Raw genomic sequence first — 16,390 nt, forward strand, 5'->3', positions numbered from 1 at the left:
GGCCCACTTGCAGGTCTCCTGCTTCGCGCATAGCGGAGCCCTATGAATGAAACAGACACATCCGGCCCCGCCGTGGTCCTGCTTTCCGGCGGGCTCGATTCCATGGTCACCGCTGCAATCGCGCGAGAACGCGGGATGGCGGTGCACGCGCTGACGATCGATTACGGTCAGCGGCACATCCGCGAACTGCAATCGGCGCGCTCGATTGCAGAAAAGCTTGGCGTGAAACGTCACGTCGAATTGCCGCTGGATCTGCGGCAATTCGGCGGATCGGCTCTGACTGACGACATCGATGTACCCAAGGGCGGTATCGGCGAGGGGGAGGATATACCCGTCACCTATGTGCCGGCGCGCAATCTCGTCTTCCTGGCACTGACGACGGCGTTCGCCGAAACGTCGAACTCTCGCAACATATTCATCGGCGTCAATGCGCTCGATTATTCGGGTTACCCGGATTGCCGGCCCGAATTCATTGCCAGCTTTGCCGAAACGGCCCGGCTCGGCACGAAGCAGGGTGTCGCGGGTCGGCCGTTTACGATCCATGCGCCGCTCCAGCATATGTCGAAAGCGGATATTGCACGGGAATGCGATCGGCTCGGTCTCGATCCTTCATGGAGCTGGTCGTGCTACGATCCGACGGCAGAGGGCGAGGCATGCGGCGCATGCGATTCGTGCCGGCTGCGCCGAAAAGGCTTTGCCGAAGCGGGACTAGCCGATACCACCACCTATTCGAGGGATGCACCGGCTTTGACGGAGTGAGGATTTGACAGAACTAAAGGACGCCGCCCCGATCAAGGGAGAGGCGGCAGGCAGCGCCCCGGACAAGGTACCTGCCTATAGCTGGTATGCCCTGGGCGTCCTCGTTCTCATCTATGTTCTGAACTTCATCGACCGGCAGATCCTTTCGATCCTTGCCAACGATATCAAGGCCGATCTCGGGGTCGAGGATGATTATCTCGGCTTTCTGTATGGCACGGCGTTTGCGGTATTCTACGCCCTGTTCGGCATCCCGCTAGGCAAGCTGGCCGATAGCTGGAAACGCGTGCGCCTGATGAGCTTGGGCCTTGCGCTGTGGTCCACCATGACGGCGCTGTCCGGATTTGCGAAAAATGCGACCACGCTCACCGTGGCGCGTATCGGTGTCGGGGTGGGCGAAGCGACAGCCAGCCCGTCGGCCTATTCGCTGATTTCCGACTGGTTTCCCGCTCGCCTGCGCGCGACTGCCCTGGCGATATATTCCTCGGGCCTTTACATCGGCGGAGGCATTTCGCTTCTCATCGGCGGGCTGATCGTCGAAAACTGGAATGCAGCCTATCCGGGCGGCGGTCCGCTTGGCCTGGTCGGATGGCAGGCCGCGTTTCTCGCGGTCGGCATTCCCGGTCTGGTGCTGGCACTATGGGTTCTGACCTTGCGAGAGCCGGTCCGCGGCGCGATTGATGGCCTCCCGACTCCGGAAGATCCCGAACCCTTTCGCGGCTTCGTACGTGAACTTTTTCAGGTCATCCCGCCATTCACCGTATTCGGGGCGGCGGCACGCGGGACCGGTGCGCTGGTCGTCAATTTATGCGGCGCTGCCTTTTTTGCGGCGGTGGCTTGGGCCCTGTGGCTTTGGACCGGCGTCTTCGAGCAGTGGCTGTTCCTCGGCGTGGGGTATTATGCTGTATTCAGCTGGACGATGGGGCTGCGCGCGCGCGACCTTCCCACCTATCGCCTGACCTGGGGTTCACCGGCATTTCTCTGCGTAATTCTGGGATACGGCACGGTCGCCTTCATGGCCTATGCGGCGTCCTATTGGGGCGCGCCTTATGCTGAACGGGCACTTGGGGCCGACAAGACGGAATTGGGCTGGTTTCTCGGGGCCCCTGGGGCCGTTGCCGGATTTCTCGGGGTCATCCTTGGCGGACGCATGGCGGACTATCTCCTGGAACGGCGCCCCGAAGGACGCGTTTGGGTGATCTTGTTCGGGCTCGTGATGCCCCTGCCAGCCATGTGGGTTGCATACACGACATCGGATGTGGCTGTCTTCTACGTGGGCGCTTTTCTTGCGCAATTGCTCAGCGCTTCCGCGCTCGGCGCTGCGGCCGCCTCAAGCCAGGCTCTCGTGCTTCCGCGCATGCGCGGCCTTGCCACAGCGACGTTCTTCCTTGCGACGACGCTAATCGGCCTAGGCCTCGGCCCCTTCATGGCTGGCTATGTATCGGCCACCAATGGAGACGATCTTTCTCTAGGGGTGCTATCCACCTTTGTCGCCGCGCCATTCGGGTTCATCCTGCTGGTGGCTGCGCTGAAGCTTGTCCCTCAGGCTGCAGCCACCGTGGTCGAACGTGCACGTGACGCTGGCGAAGAGGTTTAGGCCCTTTTCATAACGCCGCAGGCTATCCGCGATCCCGCGTCGCCCGCTGGGTCGGTGCGGTAGTCATCGGGTCCTTCATGGATGACAACGGCAGTACCATCGGCATCGAAGATGTCAGCCAGAACATCAGTGGCGTTACCTTCAAGTTGCACTTCGGCGCGTCCGGTGCCGTTCGCTGCAATTGTCAGATTGGGCATATCGCCAAGATGCTGACCGCCGGGGGACATTGACCCGTGCGTGTTATTGCCGGGGTTGAGATGGCCGCCTGCGCTCGTGAAATCGGGCGCCGTGCATTTGCCGGTGGTGTGAAGGTGAAAGCCATGTTCACCGGGTGACATGCCCACGGCAGCGACGGCGACCGTCACGGTCTGGCCGCTGCTCAGCAGTTGAACGGTTCCTGCAGGCGTACCGTTGGCGAACAGCAGTGTCGTCTCTCCAACACGTTCAGTGGGAAGGTCGTCCATCGTCGTGCAACCGGCAAGGGCGATGGCTGTGATGGGCGGCAGCAGGAACAGTTTATTCATGGAAGTCCTCTCGGTTCGAACAGGGATCTTACCATGCAACGAAAAAGGGCCCGGATTGCTCCGGGCCCTTCTCGAATTTGGCTAATGCCAGTCGCTTACATGCCCGAACCCGGACCGTAAGTGATTTCGACGCGGCGGTTCTGCAGCTCGCGGACACCGTCAGCAGTCGGGACGCGCGGGTTGGCTTCACCGAACGCTTCGCTGGTGATGCGGCCATCAGGCACACCGCGCGAGGTCAGGTAACCACGGACCGAAGCGTTACGACGTTCTGCGAGACCCATGTTGTAGGTCGCCGAACCCGAACGGTCGGTGTAGCCGGCGAGCATGATTGCTGCCGTACCGCAGTCTGCGTAAGCCGACACGGCGTTGTCGAGGATGGTCGCTGCTTCCGGAGTGATGTCCGACTTGTCCCAGTTGAAGAAGACGATGTACGGACCCGTCTCGCAGACCGGCGCCGGCGGCGGCGGGGGCGGAGGCGGCGGGGGAGGCGGCGGCGGCGGCGGCGGCGGCGGCGGCGGCGGAGCTGCCGGTTCGCCGAAGTTGTAAGCCAGCGTTGCCATCAGCGAGTGCGAACGGAAACCGACGCGTGCGTCGCGGCCGTCGAATGCCACCAGGTCGTTGCCGAACTGGTTGTAGAAGCGATACTTCAGACCGATGTCGACGTTGTCGTTGATCGGTGCGCGCACGCCGGCGAGTGCCTGCCATGCGAAGCCCGTGTCGCTGTCGACGATGTCGATCGACGGGAACGGGGTGAGAACGCCAACCTTGACGCGGCCAACACCGGCGCCACCGCCGACGAAGCCCTGCAGGCCATCATCGGGGCCAAAGTCGACCAAGCCGTTGATCATGAAGCTCAGAGCTTCAGCACCGCCGCCGACCTGCGGGTCGTCGAGCGAAACGAAGTTATCGGTGTAGCTGTCTTCTTCCGAACGACGGAAGCTGGCTTCAGCTTCCAGACGGAACGGACCGAAGTCATAACCGACGATGCCGCCGACGTCGTAACCGATGTCGGTGTTGAGCGTGCCGACTTCGTTCGAACCCGAAAGGTTGTCAATATCTTCGACGATCATACCACCGGCGTTGAGTTCAACGTACCAGCTATCATCTTTTGCCAGGGCTGGCGATGCAAAGGCCGTAGAGGCCATCGCCATTCCTATGACGAGTTTGCGCATTATAATTTCCCCTTTTTGCGAAATTGGAGCCACCGAGTGGAACATATCTATCTTTCAGGCCCCTAGGTGGCAAGTAAACAATAGGTGGGAACTGTGACAATATTGCCGCTTTCCCTTATTGTAAGAATGAGTTCCGGGAATTTGGACCCCTTCCGTATTGTGCCGAACGGCGATGCGCGGATCGGGTTCCCATCAGTCTCGTGGAAAGATCGATAGTGTTGCAAAGATGTCGATAATTGCCTCGATCGCAGCCCGCGCCTCGACATCGACGACTGCCCCTCCCGAGGGAGGCGACGGCCGCTCGACCCGGTTCCATCCGCCTGCATAAACGATCCGGCTACTTTCCGATCGATCGAATACCTGCATACCGTCGATCGGCGTGCAGAGTGTCCATTGGGTGCCATCCCAGCAGGCGAGCTCTCCCTCATACCCCTGCCATGCGCCGCCGGCTTTTTGCGCCACGATCCAGCATTCGCCCGCGACGGGATCTTGTGGCGGTGTTGTCGCCTCACCCTCCACGGCGGGATGCAGCAGCGCATCGATTTGCGCGAAGGTCTCGTTGACGGATAATTCTTTCTGCGCCTGGCCGGGAACCAGCATGGCGAGCGCATGGCGGGGAGTGGTCGCATCGAAAGAAACGGGCGTGGTCATGGCATCTTCCTTTCAGGTATACTTGCTGGAGAAATGGGGCGCAGCGTCAGCCGCGGTAGTGACAACACTCGCAATCATCAGTCGCAGAAATCGAGCGTGTAAAACGGCCGGATCGAGCCTCTGCTATGATCGGAATGTCGCCTGCTGCAGTGCGTCGCCACAAACGCAGTCCCGCCATCCGCTGCACAGCAGGTCAGAACGGGGCCGCTAGACATGCCGACCTGCTGTGCCAGTGTTGCGGCGCGAAAGTTACAGTCGCACCAGCCGGAACGGGTGCCGCAGGGCTGCGATGGATGTGGGCAAGGGCTCTTTAACTTCGTTTTGTTCGTGATATTTAAGCCCGGCAAGGCGGATCGGGCTGATTTCGGTCAGCTGACGGGCGATCGCCGCATCGATCTGGCGCGGCACGGCATAGCCGCCATCGCCCGGCACGCCCGCCGTGATCGACTTGATTTCCTGCGTCGCACCGCGGCGCAGATAGCCATCGACAAAGCCCTTCACTTCGGGCGCCGCCTCGTCGCCGGTGCCAAGGGCAGGGCGTGCCGCCCGCCCGATCCGCGCCTTCACCCGGTCGAGGTCGGATCGCAGATCCGCCACCGCGGCTTCGGTGCTCTCCTGTCGTGCAACGATGTCGAAACTCGCTTCGGCGGGGTCGATGGGCGTGGCGGTAGCGGTGGGTTGGTCAGGCGTATTTACGTCCATCAGATGTTCCTTTTCTCAGGGTAAATTCTTGGTGTTTCGAACCCGCATCCGGGATCGTCCTCGCTGGACGTGCAGCCAGCTGCACCCGCTGCGGCCGCACGTGCGGGTGGCCTTTGGCAGCGCACCAAAGGTGCACTTCCGTGCTTGCCGGACCTCCTCCGGCCCGGATCAATCGCGAGGTGGCAAAATGGAGAAAGTTCCGAGTCCCGGCGAGGCAAGGCCGACTGGCCGCCGCGGCTTATGCCGCGAAGCCAAGCGAGCCGGACGGCTCGCGCCCGGCGTTTGAGGGCGCAGATAAAAAATGCACGCGCGCCCCGTGTTGCAGCGGATGCGTCACCACGCTCACCTCGAACAGATCGATCTCGGCCAGTTCGCGGCCTTGCGCCGTGTGGCGATAGGCCCGCGCACGATAGCCGAAGCTCAGGCCGCTCACCGCACGCCGGCGCAACAGCACGGCCGCGCGCCCGTCCGGATTGTCGATGCTGGCAATGATCCGCAGCCCGCGCCCATCCTCGCCCGCCATCTCGACCCAGCCGATGCGGCGCTCGGGCCGGTGCTGCCAGTATAGGGGAAAGCGCCCTTCGCGTTCGGCCAGCGTGCGCGTGAAGGCCCCGGGCCGGATCGTGTCGTGCGCGCCATCGGGCCGGTCGAACAGCGCCGCATAACCGGCAATGCGCAGAACCGGTGCCGCCCTGTCACCCCGGACCTGTTCCGGAATGTCACCCCGGACCTGTTCCGGAATGTCACCCCGGACCTGTTCCGGGGTCACGACAGCATGTCCCCCACGCCCAGCCGCACGGCGATGCCGACCAGCAGCAGCGCCAGCACGCCCTTGACCAGCCAGTCCACGGCCGCCTTCCACGCGCTGGCCTTGGCATCGCGCCAGGCGCCCAGCAATTCGCGCAATTCGTCGATGTCCTCCTGCGCCGACGGATCGCCCAGGCCCAGCCGGTCGAGCACGCGGTTCGCGCCCAGTTCGCTCGCTTCCTCGACGATGGCGCGCAGGGTGATCAGTTCGCCGCCCTCGTGGCCCGCCTGCGCAATCAGCCGCGCCAGCATGTCTTCCCGCGTCATCGGCCACTCTCCATTGTCGCCAGCCCCAACAGCTCGCGTTTTTCCAGATCGGTCAGAAAACTCGCCCCGCTCACCTGCGTCCACAGCCGCTCGCGATCCTCCGCCAGCGCGGGCACACGGTCGAGATCGACACTCGGCGCCTCGCCAAACCAGTCCGCCAGCCCGCTATGCAGACCGGCCAGGATCTTGCCTGCCAGCGGCAACAGGGTCAGCCGCCACAGCGCCCGGTTGGCCTCGCGGTAATTGGCATAGGTATTGTCGCCCGGCAGGCCGAGCAGCATGGGCGGCACGCCAAACGCCAGCGCAATGTCGCGCGCCGCCGCCGCCTTCAGCGTGGCGAAATCCATGTCCGCAGGGCTCAGGCTCATCGCCTTCCAGTCCAGCCCGCCTTCCAGCAGCATCGGCCGCCCGGCATTGCCGTGGCCCTGATAGGCGGCCAGCAGCTCGGCCTTCAGCCGGTCGAACTGCTCGCCCGTCAGCCCGCCCGTATCGCCGGCGTCGTAAACCAGCGCACCGCTCGGCCGCGCGGCATTGGCCAGCAGCGCGCGGTTCCACTCGCTCGCTGCATTGTGGATCGCCACGGCGGGCGCGGCGGCGGCCAGGCATCCCGCGCCGTAATGATCGTCGGTGGGGTGAAAGCCCCTGAGATGGATGACACAGGGCCACCCGTCCTCGTCCTCCAGCGGCAGGGTGATCGTCCGATCGGCCAGAATATAGCGGTAGGCGGCCGGCCACCCCTCCTCGCCCGCCACCACCTGCACCCGCTCGGGCCGCAGGGGAAACAGGTCCACCGGCACGCCGCTCCCGTCCTTCACGATCTGAACATAGGCATTGCCATGCAGGCTCAATTGCGCGGCCAGCACCTCCAGCAGCGGCTGCGCGCCGCAGGAACAGCGGATCAGCGCCGCCAGCTGTTCGTCCGCGCAAGCGATCGGCGCGCTGCCGACCCCTTCCGCCACGATCCGCACGGCGCGCTGCGCCACGGGGTTGGCAAGATAGGCCTCGGCCACCTCGCGGGCATAATCGAAGGGGCTGCGTCCCGGCGGCCCGCCATCGAAAGCGGTCGCGCCCCAGTGCGACCAGGGCGAAACGAACCCGCGCGATACAGGCACGCGGGCGCCGCCCCCGCCCTTGAAGGCGGAGACGAGGCTGGTGAGAAAGCTCATGGTAGTTCTCCGGATGCAGGGGCCGCGCAGCACGAGCGCAGCGCACAATTGTGCGGAATTGGTACGGTGACGGGTCCGCGATGGAGGGCGGCCCCGCAATGGGTCACAAGGTACGGCTATGGCGCACCGATCTCGATTCGATGGCACACACCAGCCCGGTCCGGGCCTGGCTTTCGTGCGCGCCGACAAATGCGGGGAAGACCGCGCCGCGGGCGCTCCGCGCGATGCAATCTACTATCTCCAGCTCGCCCGGCAGGCCCGCCGCCTCGCCGCCGAACACACCGATCCCGACGTCGCCCGCCGCCTGCGCGAAAGCGCGGTCCGCCACGAACACATGGCCCGCCAGCTCAAACGCCAGGAAGACCGCACCAGAGACGAAAGCCGCCTCGGCGCCGGCCTCAAAGCCCTCCTGCGCACCCTCCGCGGACGCGGGTAAGGGCGGGGCAAACATCGTCATTCCCGCGAAGGCGGGAATCCAGTAGCTCGGCTGGCATGCAGAGCGAATTCGTTCCCTTGGTTTACATGATGGCATCGGGGCGAAACGGTATGCTTTATGTCGGTGTGACCTCCAATCTCGTCCAGCGCATCGCGCGGGAACGACCGATGGCTTTACGGCGAAATACGGCGTGAAGACCTTGGTGTGGTTCGAACCGGCCGGAACGATGGAACATGCCATCGTCCGCGAAAAACGGATCAAGAAATGGAACCGCGCATGGAAACTGCGTCTGATAGAGGCTGACAATCCAACTTGGCGCGATCTTGCACTGGACTTCGGCTTCGAACCTCTGCGCTGACTGGATTCCCGCCTTCGCGGGAATGACGGAACGCGTATTTCAACCGCCCATCTCCAAGCTCGTCATTCCCGCGAAGGCGGGAATCCAGCGGCGCCGTGATATCCGCAGGACCAACTCCCGCAGCTCTCACCCACCCTAAATCCACCGCACCCGCGGCGCGGCGCGCTTCACCAGCATCAGTTCCGTCAGCGCCCACACCAGCGCATCGGCCCGGTCCGGCGAACGTCCCGGCCCTTCGTAACCGCCGCCCGCCACCAGTCCGCACATCTCGTCTTCCAGCGCGGCGAACAGGCCGGTGTGGCGCACGCGTCCCGCTTCATACAGCGCGGCGATCGGCTCGGCGCGCGCCGTCTTGCCGCGGCTGGCGTGGACCAGCTTGACCGGCAGTGCGATATCGGCCGCGCGCAGCACGCTGGCGACCATCTGCCCGCCCTGGTTGGCTTCGGCCACCACGCGGTCGGCCTGCCAGGCATGGGCCGCATCGGCCACGGCGCGGGCCCAGCGTTCGGGTGTCGCATTCGTCACGGAACAGTCGGCCCTTATATAGGCGATGCCGTCCACGCCCAGCATCGCCACCACGATCCCGCAGGCGTCGCCGGAAGAACTGGCCGGCGGGTCGACCGCCACGATGACGCGCCTGGCCTGCGGTACCGCGTCCATGTGCCGGTATCCTTCGATCAGTGCGCGGCTCCACAGCGCGCCTTCGACTGCGGCGATCATCTCCCCGTCCAGTTCCTGCCGCCCGAAATTGCTCTGTTCGAACTGTTCGACCATCGCGGCGAGGTAATCGGCGGGCAGTACTTCCCGATTGTCCAGCGTGCCGCCGCGCGCCACGGCGACCCTGCCTGCCTTAGCATCCGCCATGATCCGGCGCATCAGCGCGGTCTGGCGCGGGGTGGTGGTGGCGACCACGCGCGGGCCGTCCCCCAGCCGCATCGTCAGTTGCAGATTGTTCCAGGCAGACATGGCCCGCTCGCTTGAATTATCCCATTTGGCTATTTCGTCGCACCAGGCATGGCTATGCTGCGGCCCGCGCAGCGTTTCCGGCTCCCCGGCGGAATAGAGCCAGGCGATCGCGCCGTTCTCCCACGTCAACCGGCGCAGGCTCGGCTCGAACTCCGGGGCCAGCGCACCCGGCGATGCCGCCAGTACGCCGCTGTCGCCTTCCACCATGACATTGCGGATTTCCGCCAGATTGGCGCCCACCAGCGCGATGCGTGCCGAACCGTCGTGCCGGGCCACGTCGCGCACCCATTCGGCGCCCGCCCGCGTCTTGCCGAAACCGCGTCCGGCGCAGATCAGCCAGGTACGCCAGGCCTCGCTCGGCGGCAGCTGCGCATCGCGTGCCCAGCCTTCCCAGTAATAGCTGCCCAGCGCGGCCAGCTCGTGCGGCTTCAGCCGGCGGGCCAGCTCCTCGCGTTCGCCATCGGCCTCATCGCCCGGGCGCCGCAGCCACCCTCCGCGAGACAGATTGCGCCGGTTAGCCATTGCCGCGGGCCTTCGCCGCATCCCGGCGTGCCTTGCGCACCGCGGCATCGCCTGCCTTGCTGCGGGCGCGCATATCGTCGATCTTGGCATTGATCGATGCGATGGTGGCGACCTCGTCGGCCAGCGTGCGGCGGCCCTTTTCCCGTGCCACGCTCTCGCGGTGCGCGGTCAGGCAGCGCAGGGCAATGGCGGTGTCGAATTTGCGCGGCGGCGTGCCGTCGCCGGGGGTTTCCCCGCTGCGCAGGTGATGCAGCAGTTCCATTTCCAGATTGTCGTATCCTTCCGCCAGCGCGGCATACCACTGGCGGGCAAAGTCCGGGTCGGTGCGGCGCAGGCGATAGATGCGGTTTACGGGAAGACCCGCCACTGCCGCGGCGGCCGCCACATTCGACGTTTCCGCCAGTTCGTGCAGGAATTGCTCGATCCGCTGTGCATCGCGCGGGGCGATCGGGCGGGCCGTGCGCGCTTTTGCCTGCCGCCCGTCGACCGGCTGGATCGCATCCCATGCCTCGCGGAATGCCTGGTTCTTGCGCCTCCTGTCATAGGGGGTGGACCCCGTTACACCGGCTTCGCGGGCTGCGGCGCGCACACCATTGCCGTCCTTCAGCGCCTCGAGGAAACGGGCCGCCCACGCCGGGCCTTCCATACTGTCCATCGCCTTGCTCATCTGTCCCTCCGTCTGCGGCGATAGCGGGCACGACAAAGGGCGGTGGCCCGGTTGGTTCAAGACCCGGCCCCGCCCGTTCGAATCACACTATCGCGATGTTCTGTATATGTACCCAAACAGCGTTACGATGTCAATAACAAAGTACCAAATAGGTTCTTACGCAGACGATTGCCAACAGGGGGTGGCTCGCTTAGAGCTTGGCCTCCTCCATCGTGGAGGGGGCGGCTGCGCCGCTCGCAAGGACGGGATGGGGAAGCGATGCTGCGCGGGCTCTACAACTGGACGATGGACAAGGCCTCGCATCCGCATGCGGTGTGGTGGCTGGCGCTGTTCGCCTTCGTCGAATCCTCCTTCTTCCCGATTCCGCCCCATCCGCTGCTGGGCCTGATGTGCCTCGCCGAACCGAAAAAGGCGGTGAAGTTCGCCCTCGTCTGCACGCTTGCTTCGGTTGCAGGCGCGCTGCTCGGCTATGCGATCGGCTGGGGCCTTTACGACAGTGTGGGCGTCTGGCTCATCGGCGCTCTCGGCCTCACCGATGCCTTTCCCGTCGCGGCCTGCCATTTGCGCGAATATGATTTCGAAGCGATCCTGATCGCGGGCGCCACGCCCGTGCCGTTCAAGCTGCTGACCATCACCGCCGGCTTCGTCGGGATGAACCTCGTCACCTTCGTGCTCTCCAGCCTGTTCGCCCGCGCGCTGATCTTCATGACCGTCGGCATACTGTTCCGCGTGTTCGGCGCCCCGATCAAACGTATGATCGACAAGTATCTCGGCATAGTGACCACCGCCTTCGTGTTCCTGGTGGTCGGCGGCGTTCTTGTCCTCACCCAGCTCGGCGGCAGCAGGGAAGACGGCGGCGTCTGCGCCAGTGCGACCGAGGTGAAGCCGGCCCGCTGAGCCTGCCTTGACAGCTAAGTAACCCACAGGTTACATGTAACCCATGAGTTACAAGCGAATCGAGGAATTTTGCATGGCTGACGATTACGAAACCGCCGAAAATTTCGCGCAGACCCGCGCCATCATGGCCCCCTTCCTGGGGCTGCTGGTACTGCTGATGCAGCAGGGCATTTTCTTCTCCTGGGACTGGGGTAGCGATTCCCTGGTGCAGATTTTCGTCTGGCTCGCCTTCGCGCTGATCATGCTCGGCCTGCTCCTCACCGGCGGCGGCTGGTTCCTCCCGAAACGAGCCCGTACCCTCGCCAATGACGAGGTCACGAAGGCCAATCGCCAGCGCGGCATCACCGTCGGCTTCGTCGCCGCGATGATCACCGGCTTCCTGGTCTGGGCAGTCTCGCCCTTCGAACCGCTCCACGCCCAGCGCGCGGCGAACATCATCGTCAGCATGGGGCTGGGCTGCGCCTTCGTCTCCTACGGCGTGGCGGAAATGGTGACCAATGCCGGAGACGCTTGAGAACCACGTGCGCCGGTTCCGCGAAGAGCGTGGCTGGACGCAGGCCCAGCTGGCCCAGGAAATGGGCGTCAGCCGCAAGACCGTGAACACGGTCGAGAACGGCATCTTCTCGCCGTCCGTGATCGTGGCCCTGAAATTCGCCGCTGCGCTCGGCCAGCCGGTGGATCGCCTCTTCGAACTTGTGCCGGGGGCAGGGGACTAGCGCACGGCATGGGCCGCCAGCGCATCGCGGTCCGGAATGCGGATGGTACCGTAACCGCGTTCGATCAACCGGCGTTTCTGCAGATCGCCGAGCGCGGCGTTGGCGGTCGCGCGGGTCACGCCCAGAAGATCGGCCAGTTCCTGCTGCGTGATCGTGACGCTGGCCGGCCCGGCCGCTTCGCCCGCCATCGTGGCGAGCATGCCCGCCAGCCGCTGCGGATTGGTCCCGCGGCGCAGCCCCGCCAGGATCGACAGCGTATCCTGCAACTGCTGCGACAGCGCGCCCAGCAGCGCCCGGCTCGACGCGGGATAATTCCCCAGTGCATCGAGAAAGGGCCGCGCCCCGATCAGCCGCAGCCTGCTCTCCCCCCGCGATACGGCATCGACGATCCGCGGCTTGTCGGCGAACACCGCCAGCTCGCCATAGGAATCGCCCGGCCCCAGCAGCGCCACGGCGCGAAACTCGCCATCGGGCATGAATTGCCCCACGCGCACCGCGCCCTCGTCGATCAGCCAGAAGCCATCGGCGGCATCGCCGCGCTGCTGGATGATCTGCCCGTCGGCAAATTCGCGCAGCTGCGAGATGCGCACGAGATGCGCCTGCAACCCGCGGTCGAGCGCCGAAAACAGCATCGGCGTGACCAACGACCGGCGAGTCGCATCCAAATGTAAAGATCTGGACATTCTTGCATCCCGGTAAACGCTAGAGAGGGAATCGACAAGAAAGCGAAAAAACTCGGGAGAGAGCCCATGTCCGCATCGACCCTTGCCATCCTGGCCATCTATCTCGGCTTCGCGCTGCTCGAACTGTGGCGCTCGAACCTGTTTGCAAAGCCCGAACAGACCCGCGACGACGGGATCGTCGAAGCGGTCAGCATCGTCGCGCTGCTCGGCCTGACCCAGCCGGCGATCCTCTTCGCTTCCGCCGCCCTCGCAAAGCTGGTTGCGCCGCAATATGCAGGGGCGCTGGCCGGGCTGAACGTCTTTGCCGCCATCGCGCTGTTCCTGATATTCGACGATCTGATGCAATACTGGTGGCACCGCGCGGCGCACACCTTCCCGTGGCTCTACAATCTGCACCGCCCGCACCACAACGCGCGCTACATGAGCGTGCGGCTCGTCTACCGGAACAATTTGTTCTATTACGCCATGATGCCCGGCATCTGGCTGTCGGGCGTGCTGATCTATCTCGGTCTGGGCTGGGTCTATGCGGGCTATATCGTGGTCAAGCTTGCGGTGATCACCGGGGCCCATTCGGATCTTGCCTGGGACCGACCGCTTTATCGCATCGCGTGGCTGTCGCCCATCATGTGGCTGGTCGAACGGACCATATCCACGCCCGCCACGCACCATGCCCATCACGGCCGCCACGCCAGCGATCCCGCCGTCCACTACAAGGGCAATTACGGCAATCTGCTGTTCTTCTGGGATGTCCTGTTCGGCACCGCGCGGATTACGCGAACGTACCCCACCAGCTACGGGGTGGAGAATCTGCCGGCAACGTCGCTGGGCGAACAGCTGGCCTGGCCGATCTTCGGGCGGATCCCGCGCGAAGAAACGGCGCCCGAACCGGTCGCCGAAGCGACGGTCCGGAGCGCCGTGTAAGCATTCCTGCTAAGCGCGGGATCAGCCTTCGAAGCTGGTTTCCAGCGTGATTTCCGTGTCGAGAAGTTTCGAAATCGGGCAGGTCGCCTTGGCATCGGCGGCCAGTTCCTCGAACTTCGCCTTGTCGAGGCCCGGCACCTTGGCCTTGGTCGACAGGGCGGACTTGGTCACGGTGAACCCGCCATCGTCTTTCTCGAGCGATACCTTGGCGTCGGTTTCAATGGATCCGTCAGTATGTCCCGCTTCGGCCAGCTTGAAGCTCAGGGCCATGGTGAAGCAGCTGGCATGCGCCGCGGCGATCAGTTCTTCGGGATTGGTCCCGGCCTTGTCCTCGAACCGGGTCTGAAAGCCGTAGGGTTGATTGTCGAGCGCGCCCGACTGAGTGCTGACGTGGCCTTTGCCGTCCTTGCCCAATCCCTCGTAACGCGCGCTGCCTGATTTTACGATTGCCATAAAAAAACTCCTTTCGGGATTGAGACGTCCCGAAAGGAGCAAATGTTCCTGTGATCAGCGAAGGCGTCGATCAGTTGGGCCGAGTACGGCGCCGTTCGCCCCGCCTGTCCCGTCGCTGGTCGCGACGCGCATCCTGTCGGCGGTCGCGGCGAATTTCGCGCCGCGCTTCCTGCCGCCGGTCGCGGCGAGCGTCGCGCCGGGCATCCTGGCGCCGGTCCCTGCGGGCATCGCGGCGCGCATCCTGACGACGATCCCTGCGGGCTTCGCGGCGGGCGTCTCCACGGCGGTCGCGGCGTACTTCGCGGCGTTGAGCCGCACGGCGTTCCTGCCGCACCTCGCGGCGCCTTTCGGCGCGCTGGCGCTGGCGATAGTCGCGGCGTCGTTCAGCGCGCTGATGCTGACGAGCATCGCGGCGACGTTCCGCCCGGCGTTCCCACCTGTTCCAGTTGGCGCGGATATTGCGCTGGTCGCGGATCGCAGCGCGGCGAGCCTGCCAGTATTGACGCTGTCGGTCGTTCCAGCGGTGCGCACGGCGCTGGCGGTCGTAAACGTAATATCCGGTGCCGGGATAATAGAAGTTGTCGTACCAGCCGTAATATCCGTCGTCGTAATAGGAGTCGCCGTAATATCCGGCGCTCGCCATGCCATATCCGCCGCCATAGCCGGTGCTGCACGCGCCCAGCAGAGTGGTTGTGGCGGCAAGGGCAAATGCTGTTCGTTTCGTAAGTCCCATCCCGGGTTCTCCTGTTCGTTGGAAGCAGGTCTAGGGATAGGCCATTGAACTCGCTCTGAATTATTGGTCAGCCACCGTTCATCTGCCGACCGAGCCGTCCAAAGGTGCTATTTACTGCGGTGGGGAAAGGTGAAGCGCGCTTCTTCGACCGGGCGACCCGACTGGTCGGCCGGCGTCGAATAGAGCGTCGCGTCGAGAGTATCTGCGCCAATCCCGACATGCAGGAACCCCCAGGTCGAGCCCCGTGAGAACAGATTGGTCATCTGCGGATTGGCCGCGATCTGCTTTTCCGCAAACGGGACATGCTGTTGCCGGTATTTCGATCCCGCGCCGGAAACGAACATCGGCACAGGCTCGGCGGGCGCGCCGGATACGGTGGAACAATCGTCGGTATAGGCTTCGATCAGATGGTCGTCTCCGGCAATATAGGCGTCGGCGTAACGGCAGATCGGATCGAGCATCAGCTTGCGCAGTGCGCGGGCCTTTTCATACTTGCTGCCTCCGCTGGACCACAGCGCGTGGTGGCCCATCACGATCTTCCACTTGGCAGTGGAGGATTGCAGCGCTGCAGTCAGCCACTCGATCATGCCGCGCTCACGCGCGTTCGACGCACGGACGTAATGGGGCCATTCCTCCAGCGGCGTGTTCCGGATCTCGTTACCTTCGGCATCCAGGTCGTCCTCGTGGACCTGCGTACCGGCAAGCAGCATTTCGGTATCGACTACGAAGATTTCGAGCTTGCCTTCCATACCCTGCGGCACCGCACGGTAAAACAGGTCGGGCATGGTGAACGCTGGATGGGCTTTCAGATATTCGAGCTGCGCCTCGGTCGCCTCGCGCGAGATGTGCCAGTCGTGATTGCCCATCATGGCGTAAAGCGTGAAGCCCGCCTTGCCCTCACCGAAGGTGCCGAAGGGCTGATCCAGCATCTCGCGGAAGCGGCGCTCGTCCGAGATTCCGTCCGCGCCCAGCGTCGCCCCGTCGGGATAGATATTATCGCCCATCAGCGCGCCGAAATCGCAATCTTCGCGCTTGCACACCTCCGCTGCAGCCATGGCGACCGGGTACATTCCGCTGGCAGGGACGAAACCGCCGATGGCGGGTTCGAATTGCCAGGGAGTGGCGCGAAAACCGGACAGGTTGCGATTGTGCTCCAGCCAGTCGGTCGCTTCATTGCCCAGATACTCCCCCAGCGTGCGAAAACGGGGATCATCGTCGTCTGGCGTATCGTAAGCGGGAATGTACCCGGTATCGCCAAGCGCCACGAAGGAAATCTCGTGAGTCTTCGCCGGATCACCGCCTTGCGCGGCTGCGGCCTGAGGCACGAGCGCGAAGGCAGACAGTAGCAGAGCGGAGGTCAGGGCGGCGAGGGCAGAACGCATGAAGTCTCTCTTGG

General features: G+C 64.3%; 20 protein-coding genes and 1 pseudogene. 7 read left to right on the top strand and 14 right to left on the bottom strand.

Translation table 11 applies throughout. From position 1 onward, the window contains the following. Positions 1-42 precede the first annotated feature (42 nt). Complete coding sequence (gene queC, locus K3177_RS03065) at positions 43-759, top strand: 7-cyano-7-deazaguanine synthase QueC (RefSeq protein ID WP_221596951.1); 717 nt, start codon at positions 43-45, stop codon at positions 757-759. 4 nt (positions 760-763) lie between these two features. Continuing rightward, the gene (locus K3177_RS03070) at positions 764-2,353 is read left to right on the top strand and encodes an MFS transporter (protein ID WP_247714201.1); all 1,590 of its coding nucleotides are present in this window, start codon (positions 764-766) and stop codon (positions 2,351-2,353) included. On the opposite strand, the gene K3177_RS03075 is transcribed toward K3177_RS03070, so the two are convergent. The 8 genes from K3177_RS03075 to K3177_RS03110 all read right to left on the bottom strand — a co-directional run bounded on the left by K3177_RS03075 (position 2,350) and on the right by K3177_RS03110 (position 8,099). Continuing rightward, the gene (locus K3177_RS03075) at positions 2,350-2,877 is read right to left on the bottom strand and encodes a superoxide dismutase family protein (protein ID WP_221596953.1); all 528 of its coding nucleotides are present in this window, start codon (positions 2,875-2,877) and stop codon (positions 2,350-2,352) included. The two genes, K3177_RS03070 and K3177_RS03075, sit on opposite strands and share 4 nt — an antisense overlap. A gap of 95 nt (positions 2,878-2,972) precedes the next feature. Further along, positions 2,973-4,049, bottom strand: coding sequence for an OmpA family protein (locus K3177_RS03080; RefSeq protein WP_221596955.1), 1,077 nt, complete (start codon positions 4,047-4,049; stop codon positions 2,973-2,975). Positions 4,050-4,241: 192 nt separating this feature from the next. After that, positions 4,242-4,700, bottom strand: a complete 459-nt coding sequence (locus tag K3177_RS03085; RefSeq protein WP_221596957.1) for a DUF2793 domain-containing protein — start codon at positions 4,698-4,700, stop codon at positions 4,242-4,244. A 249-nt stretch (positions 4,701-4,949) separates the two neighbouring features. After that, positions 4,950-5,402, bottom strand: a complete 453-nt coding sequence (locus K3177_RS03090) for a phage major capsid protein (protein WP_221596959.1) — start codon at positions 5,400-5,402, stop codon at positions 4,950-4,952. A 238-nt stretch (positions 5,403-5,640) separates the two neighbouring features. Then, positions 5,641-6,171 carry an HK97 family phage prohead protease gene (locus K3177_RS03095; RefSeq protein ID WP_345725345.1) on the bottom strand — a complete coding sequence of 177 codons (531 nt, stop codon included), beginning with the start codon at positions 6,169-6,171 and terminating at the stop codon, positions 5,641-5,643. Further along, positions 6,168-6,476 carry a DUF6127 family protein gene (locus tag K3177_RS03100; protein WP_103022777.1) on the bottom strand — a complete coding sequence of 103 codons (309 nt, stop codon included), beginning with the start codon at positions 6,474-6,476 and terminating at the stop codon, positions 6,168-6,170. Before K3177_RS03100 ends, K3177_RS03095 begins: the two co-directional genes overlap by 4 nt. Next, complete coding sequence (locus K3177_RS03105; protein ID WP_221596961.1) at positions 6,473-7,642, bottom strand: phage portal protein; 1,170 nt, start codon at positions 7,640-7,642, stop codon at positions 6,473-6,475. Before K3177_RS03105 ends, K3177_RS03100 begins: the two co-directional genes overlap by 4 nt. 103 nt (positions 7,643-7,745) lie before the next feature. Beyond that, entirely contained in the window at positions 7,746-8,099 is a 354-nt protein-coding gene (locus K3177_RS03110; protein WP_221596963.1) for a hypothetical protein, read from the bottom strand. A gap of 35 nt (positions 8,100-8,134) precedes the next feature. Here K3177_RS03110 and K3177_RS03115 point away from each other — a divergent pair. Next, positions 8,135-8,436: pseudogene (locus tag K3177_RS03115) on the top strand (GIY-YIG nuclease family protein). 135 nt (positions 8,437-8,571) lie between these two features. Here the strand turns inward: K3177_RS03115 and K3177_RS03120 are convergent. Both K3177_RS03120 and K3177_RS03125 read right to left on the bottom strand, forming a co-directional pair. Then, positions 8,572-9,924, bottom strand: coding sequence for a DNA-packaging protein (locus K3177_RS03120; RefSeq protein WP_221596965.1), 1,353 nt, complete (start codon positions 9,922-9,924; stop codon positions 8,572-8,574). Further along, positions 9,917-10,591, bottom strand: coding sequence for a hypothetical protein (locus K3177_RS03125; RefSeq protein ID WP_247714202.1), 675 nt, complete (start codon positions 10,589-10,591; stop codon positions 9,917-9,919). The genes K3177_RS03120 and K3177_RS03125 overlap by 8 nt, the downstream gene beginning before the upstream one ends. 258 nt (positions 10,592-10,849) lie before the next feature. Between K3177_RS03125 and K3177_RS03130 the strand changes: the two genes are divergently transcribed. From K3177_RS03130 to K3177_RS03140, 3 genes are read left to right on the top strand one after another with little or no spacing between them, the layout of a single operon-like run. Continuing rightward, entirely contained in the window at positions 10,850-11,488 is a 639-nt protein-coding gene (locus tag K3177_RS03130) for a YqaA family protein (protein ID WP_221596967.1), read from the top strand. A 43-nt stretch (positions 11,489-11,531) separates the two neighbouring features. Next, on the top strand, positions 11,532-12,002 hold the full coding sequence (locus K3177_RS03135; RefSeq protein WP_221596969.1) for a hypothetical protein: 471 nt from the start codon (positions 11,532-11,534) through the stop codon (positions 12,000-12,002). Further along, the gene (locus K3177_RS03140; protein WP_221596972.1) at positions 11,986-12,204 is read left to right on the top strand and encodes a helix-turn-helix transcriptional regulator; all 219 of its coding nucleotides are present in this window, start codon (positions 11,986-11,988) and stop codon (positions 12,202-12,204) included. The genes K3177_RS03135 and K3177_RS03140 overlap by 17 nt, the downstream gene beginning before the upstream one ends. On the opposite strand, the gene K3177_RS03145 is transcribed toward K3177_RS03140, so the two are convergent. Further along, positions 12,201-12,887, bottom strand: coding sequence for a Crp/Fnr family transcriptional regulator (locus K3177_RS03145; RefSeq protein WP_221596973.1), 687 nt, complete (start codon positions 12,885-12,887; stop codon positions 12,201-12,203). The two genes, K3177_RS03140 and K3177_RS03145, sit on opposite strands and share 4 nt — an antisense overlap. A 66-nt stretch (positions 12,888-12,953) precedes the next feature. On the opposite strand from K3177_RS03145, the gene K3177_RS03150 reads away from it, so the two are divergent. Beyond that, positions 12,954-13,808 (top strand): sterol desaturase family protein, encoded by an 855-nt coding sequence (locus K3177_RS03150; RefSeq protein ID WP_221596975.1) that lies wholly within the window; start codon positions 12,954-12,956, stop codon positions 13,806-13,808. A gap of 21 nt (positions 13,809-13,829) precedes the next feature. Here K3177_RS03150 and K3177_RS03155 read toward each other — a convergent pair whose 3' ends face one another. From K3177_RS03155 to K3177_RS03165, 3 genes are all read right to left on the bottom strand, one after another. Beyond that, positions 13,830-14,261 (bottom strand): OsmC family protein, encoded by a 432-nt coding sequence (locus tag K3177_RS03155; protein ID WP_221596977.1) that lies wholly within the window; start codon positions 14,259-14,261, stop codon positions 13,830-13,832. A gap of 70 nt (positions 14,262-14,331) precedes the next feature. Continuing rightward, positions 14,332-14,994, bottom strand: coding sequence for a hypothetical protein (locus K3177_RS15295; RefSeq protein ID WP_247714203.1), 663 nt, complete (start codon positions 14,992-14,994; stop codon positions 14,332-14,334). A 107-nt stretch (positions 14,995-15,101) separates the two neighbouring features. Beyond that, positions 15,102-16,376 carry a metallophosphoesterase gene (locus tag K3177_RS03165; RefSeq protein ID WP_221596979.1) on the bottom strand — a complete coding sequence of 425 codons (1,275 nt, stop codon included), beginning with the start codon at positions 16,374-16,376 and terminating at the stop codon, positions 15,102-15,104. Between the last annotated feature and the right edge of the window lie 14 nt (positions 16,377-16,390).

This window comes from Qipengyuania pacifica (genome assembly GCF_019711555.1).
Classification (GTDB): domain Bacteria; phylum Pseudomonadota; class Alphaproteobacteria; order Sphingomonadales; family Sphingomonadaceae; genus Qipengyuania; species Qipengyuania pacifica.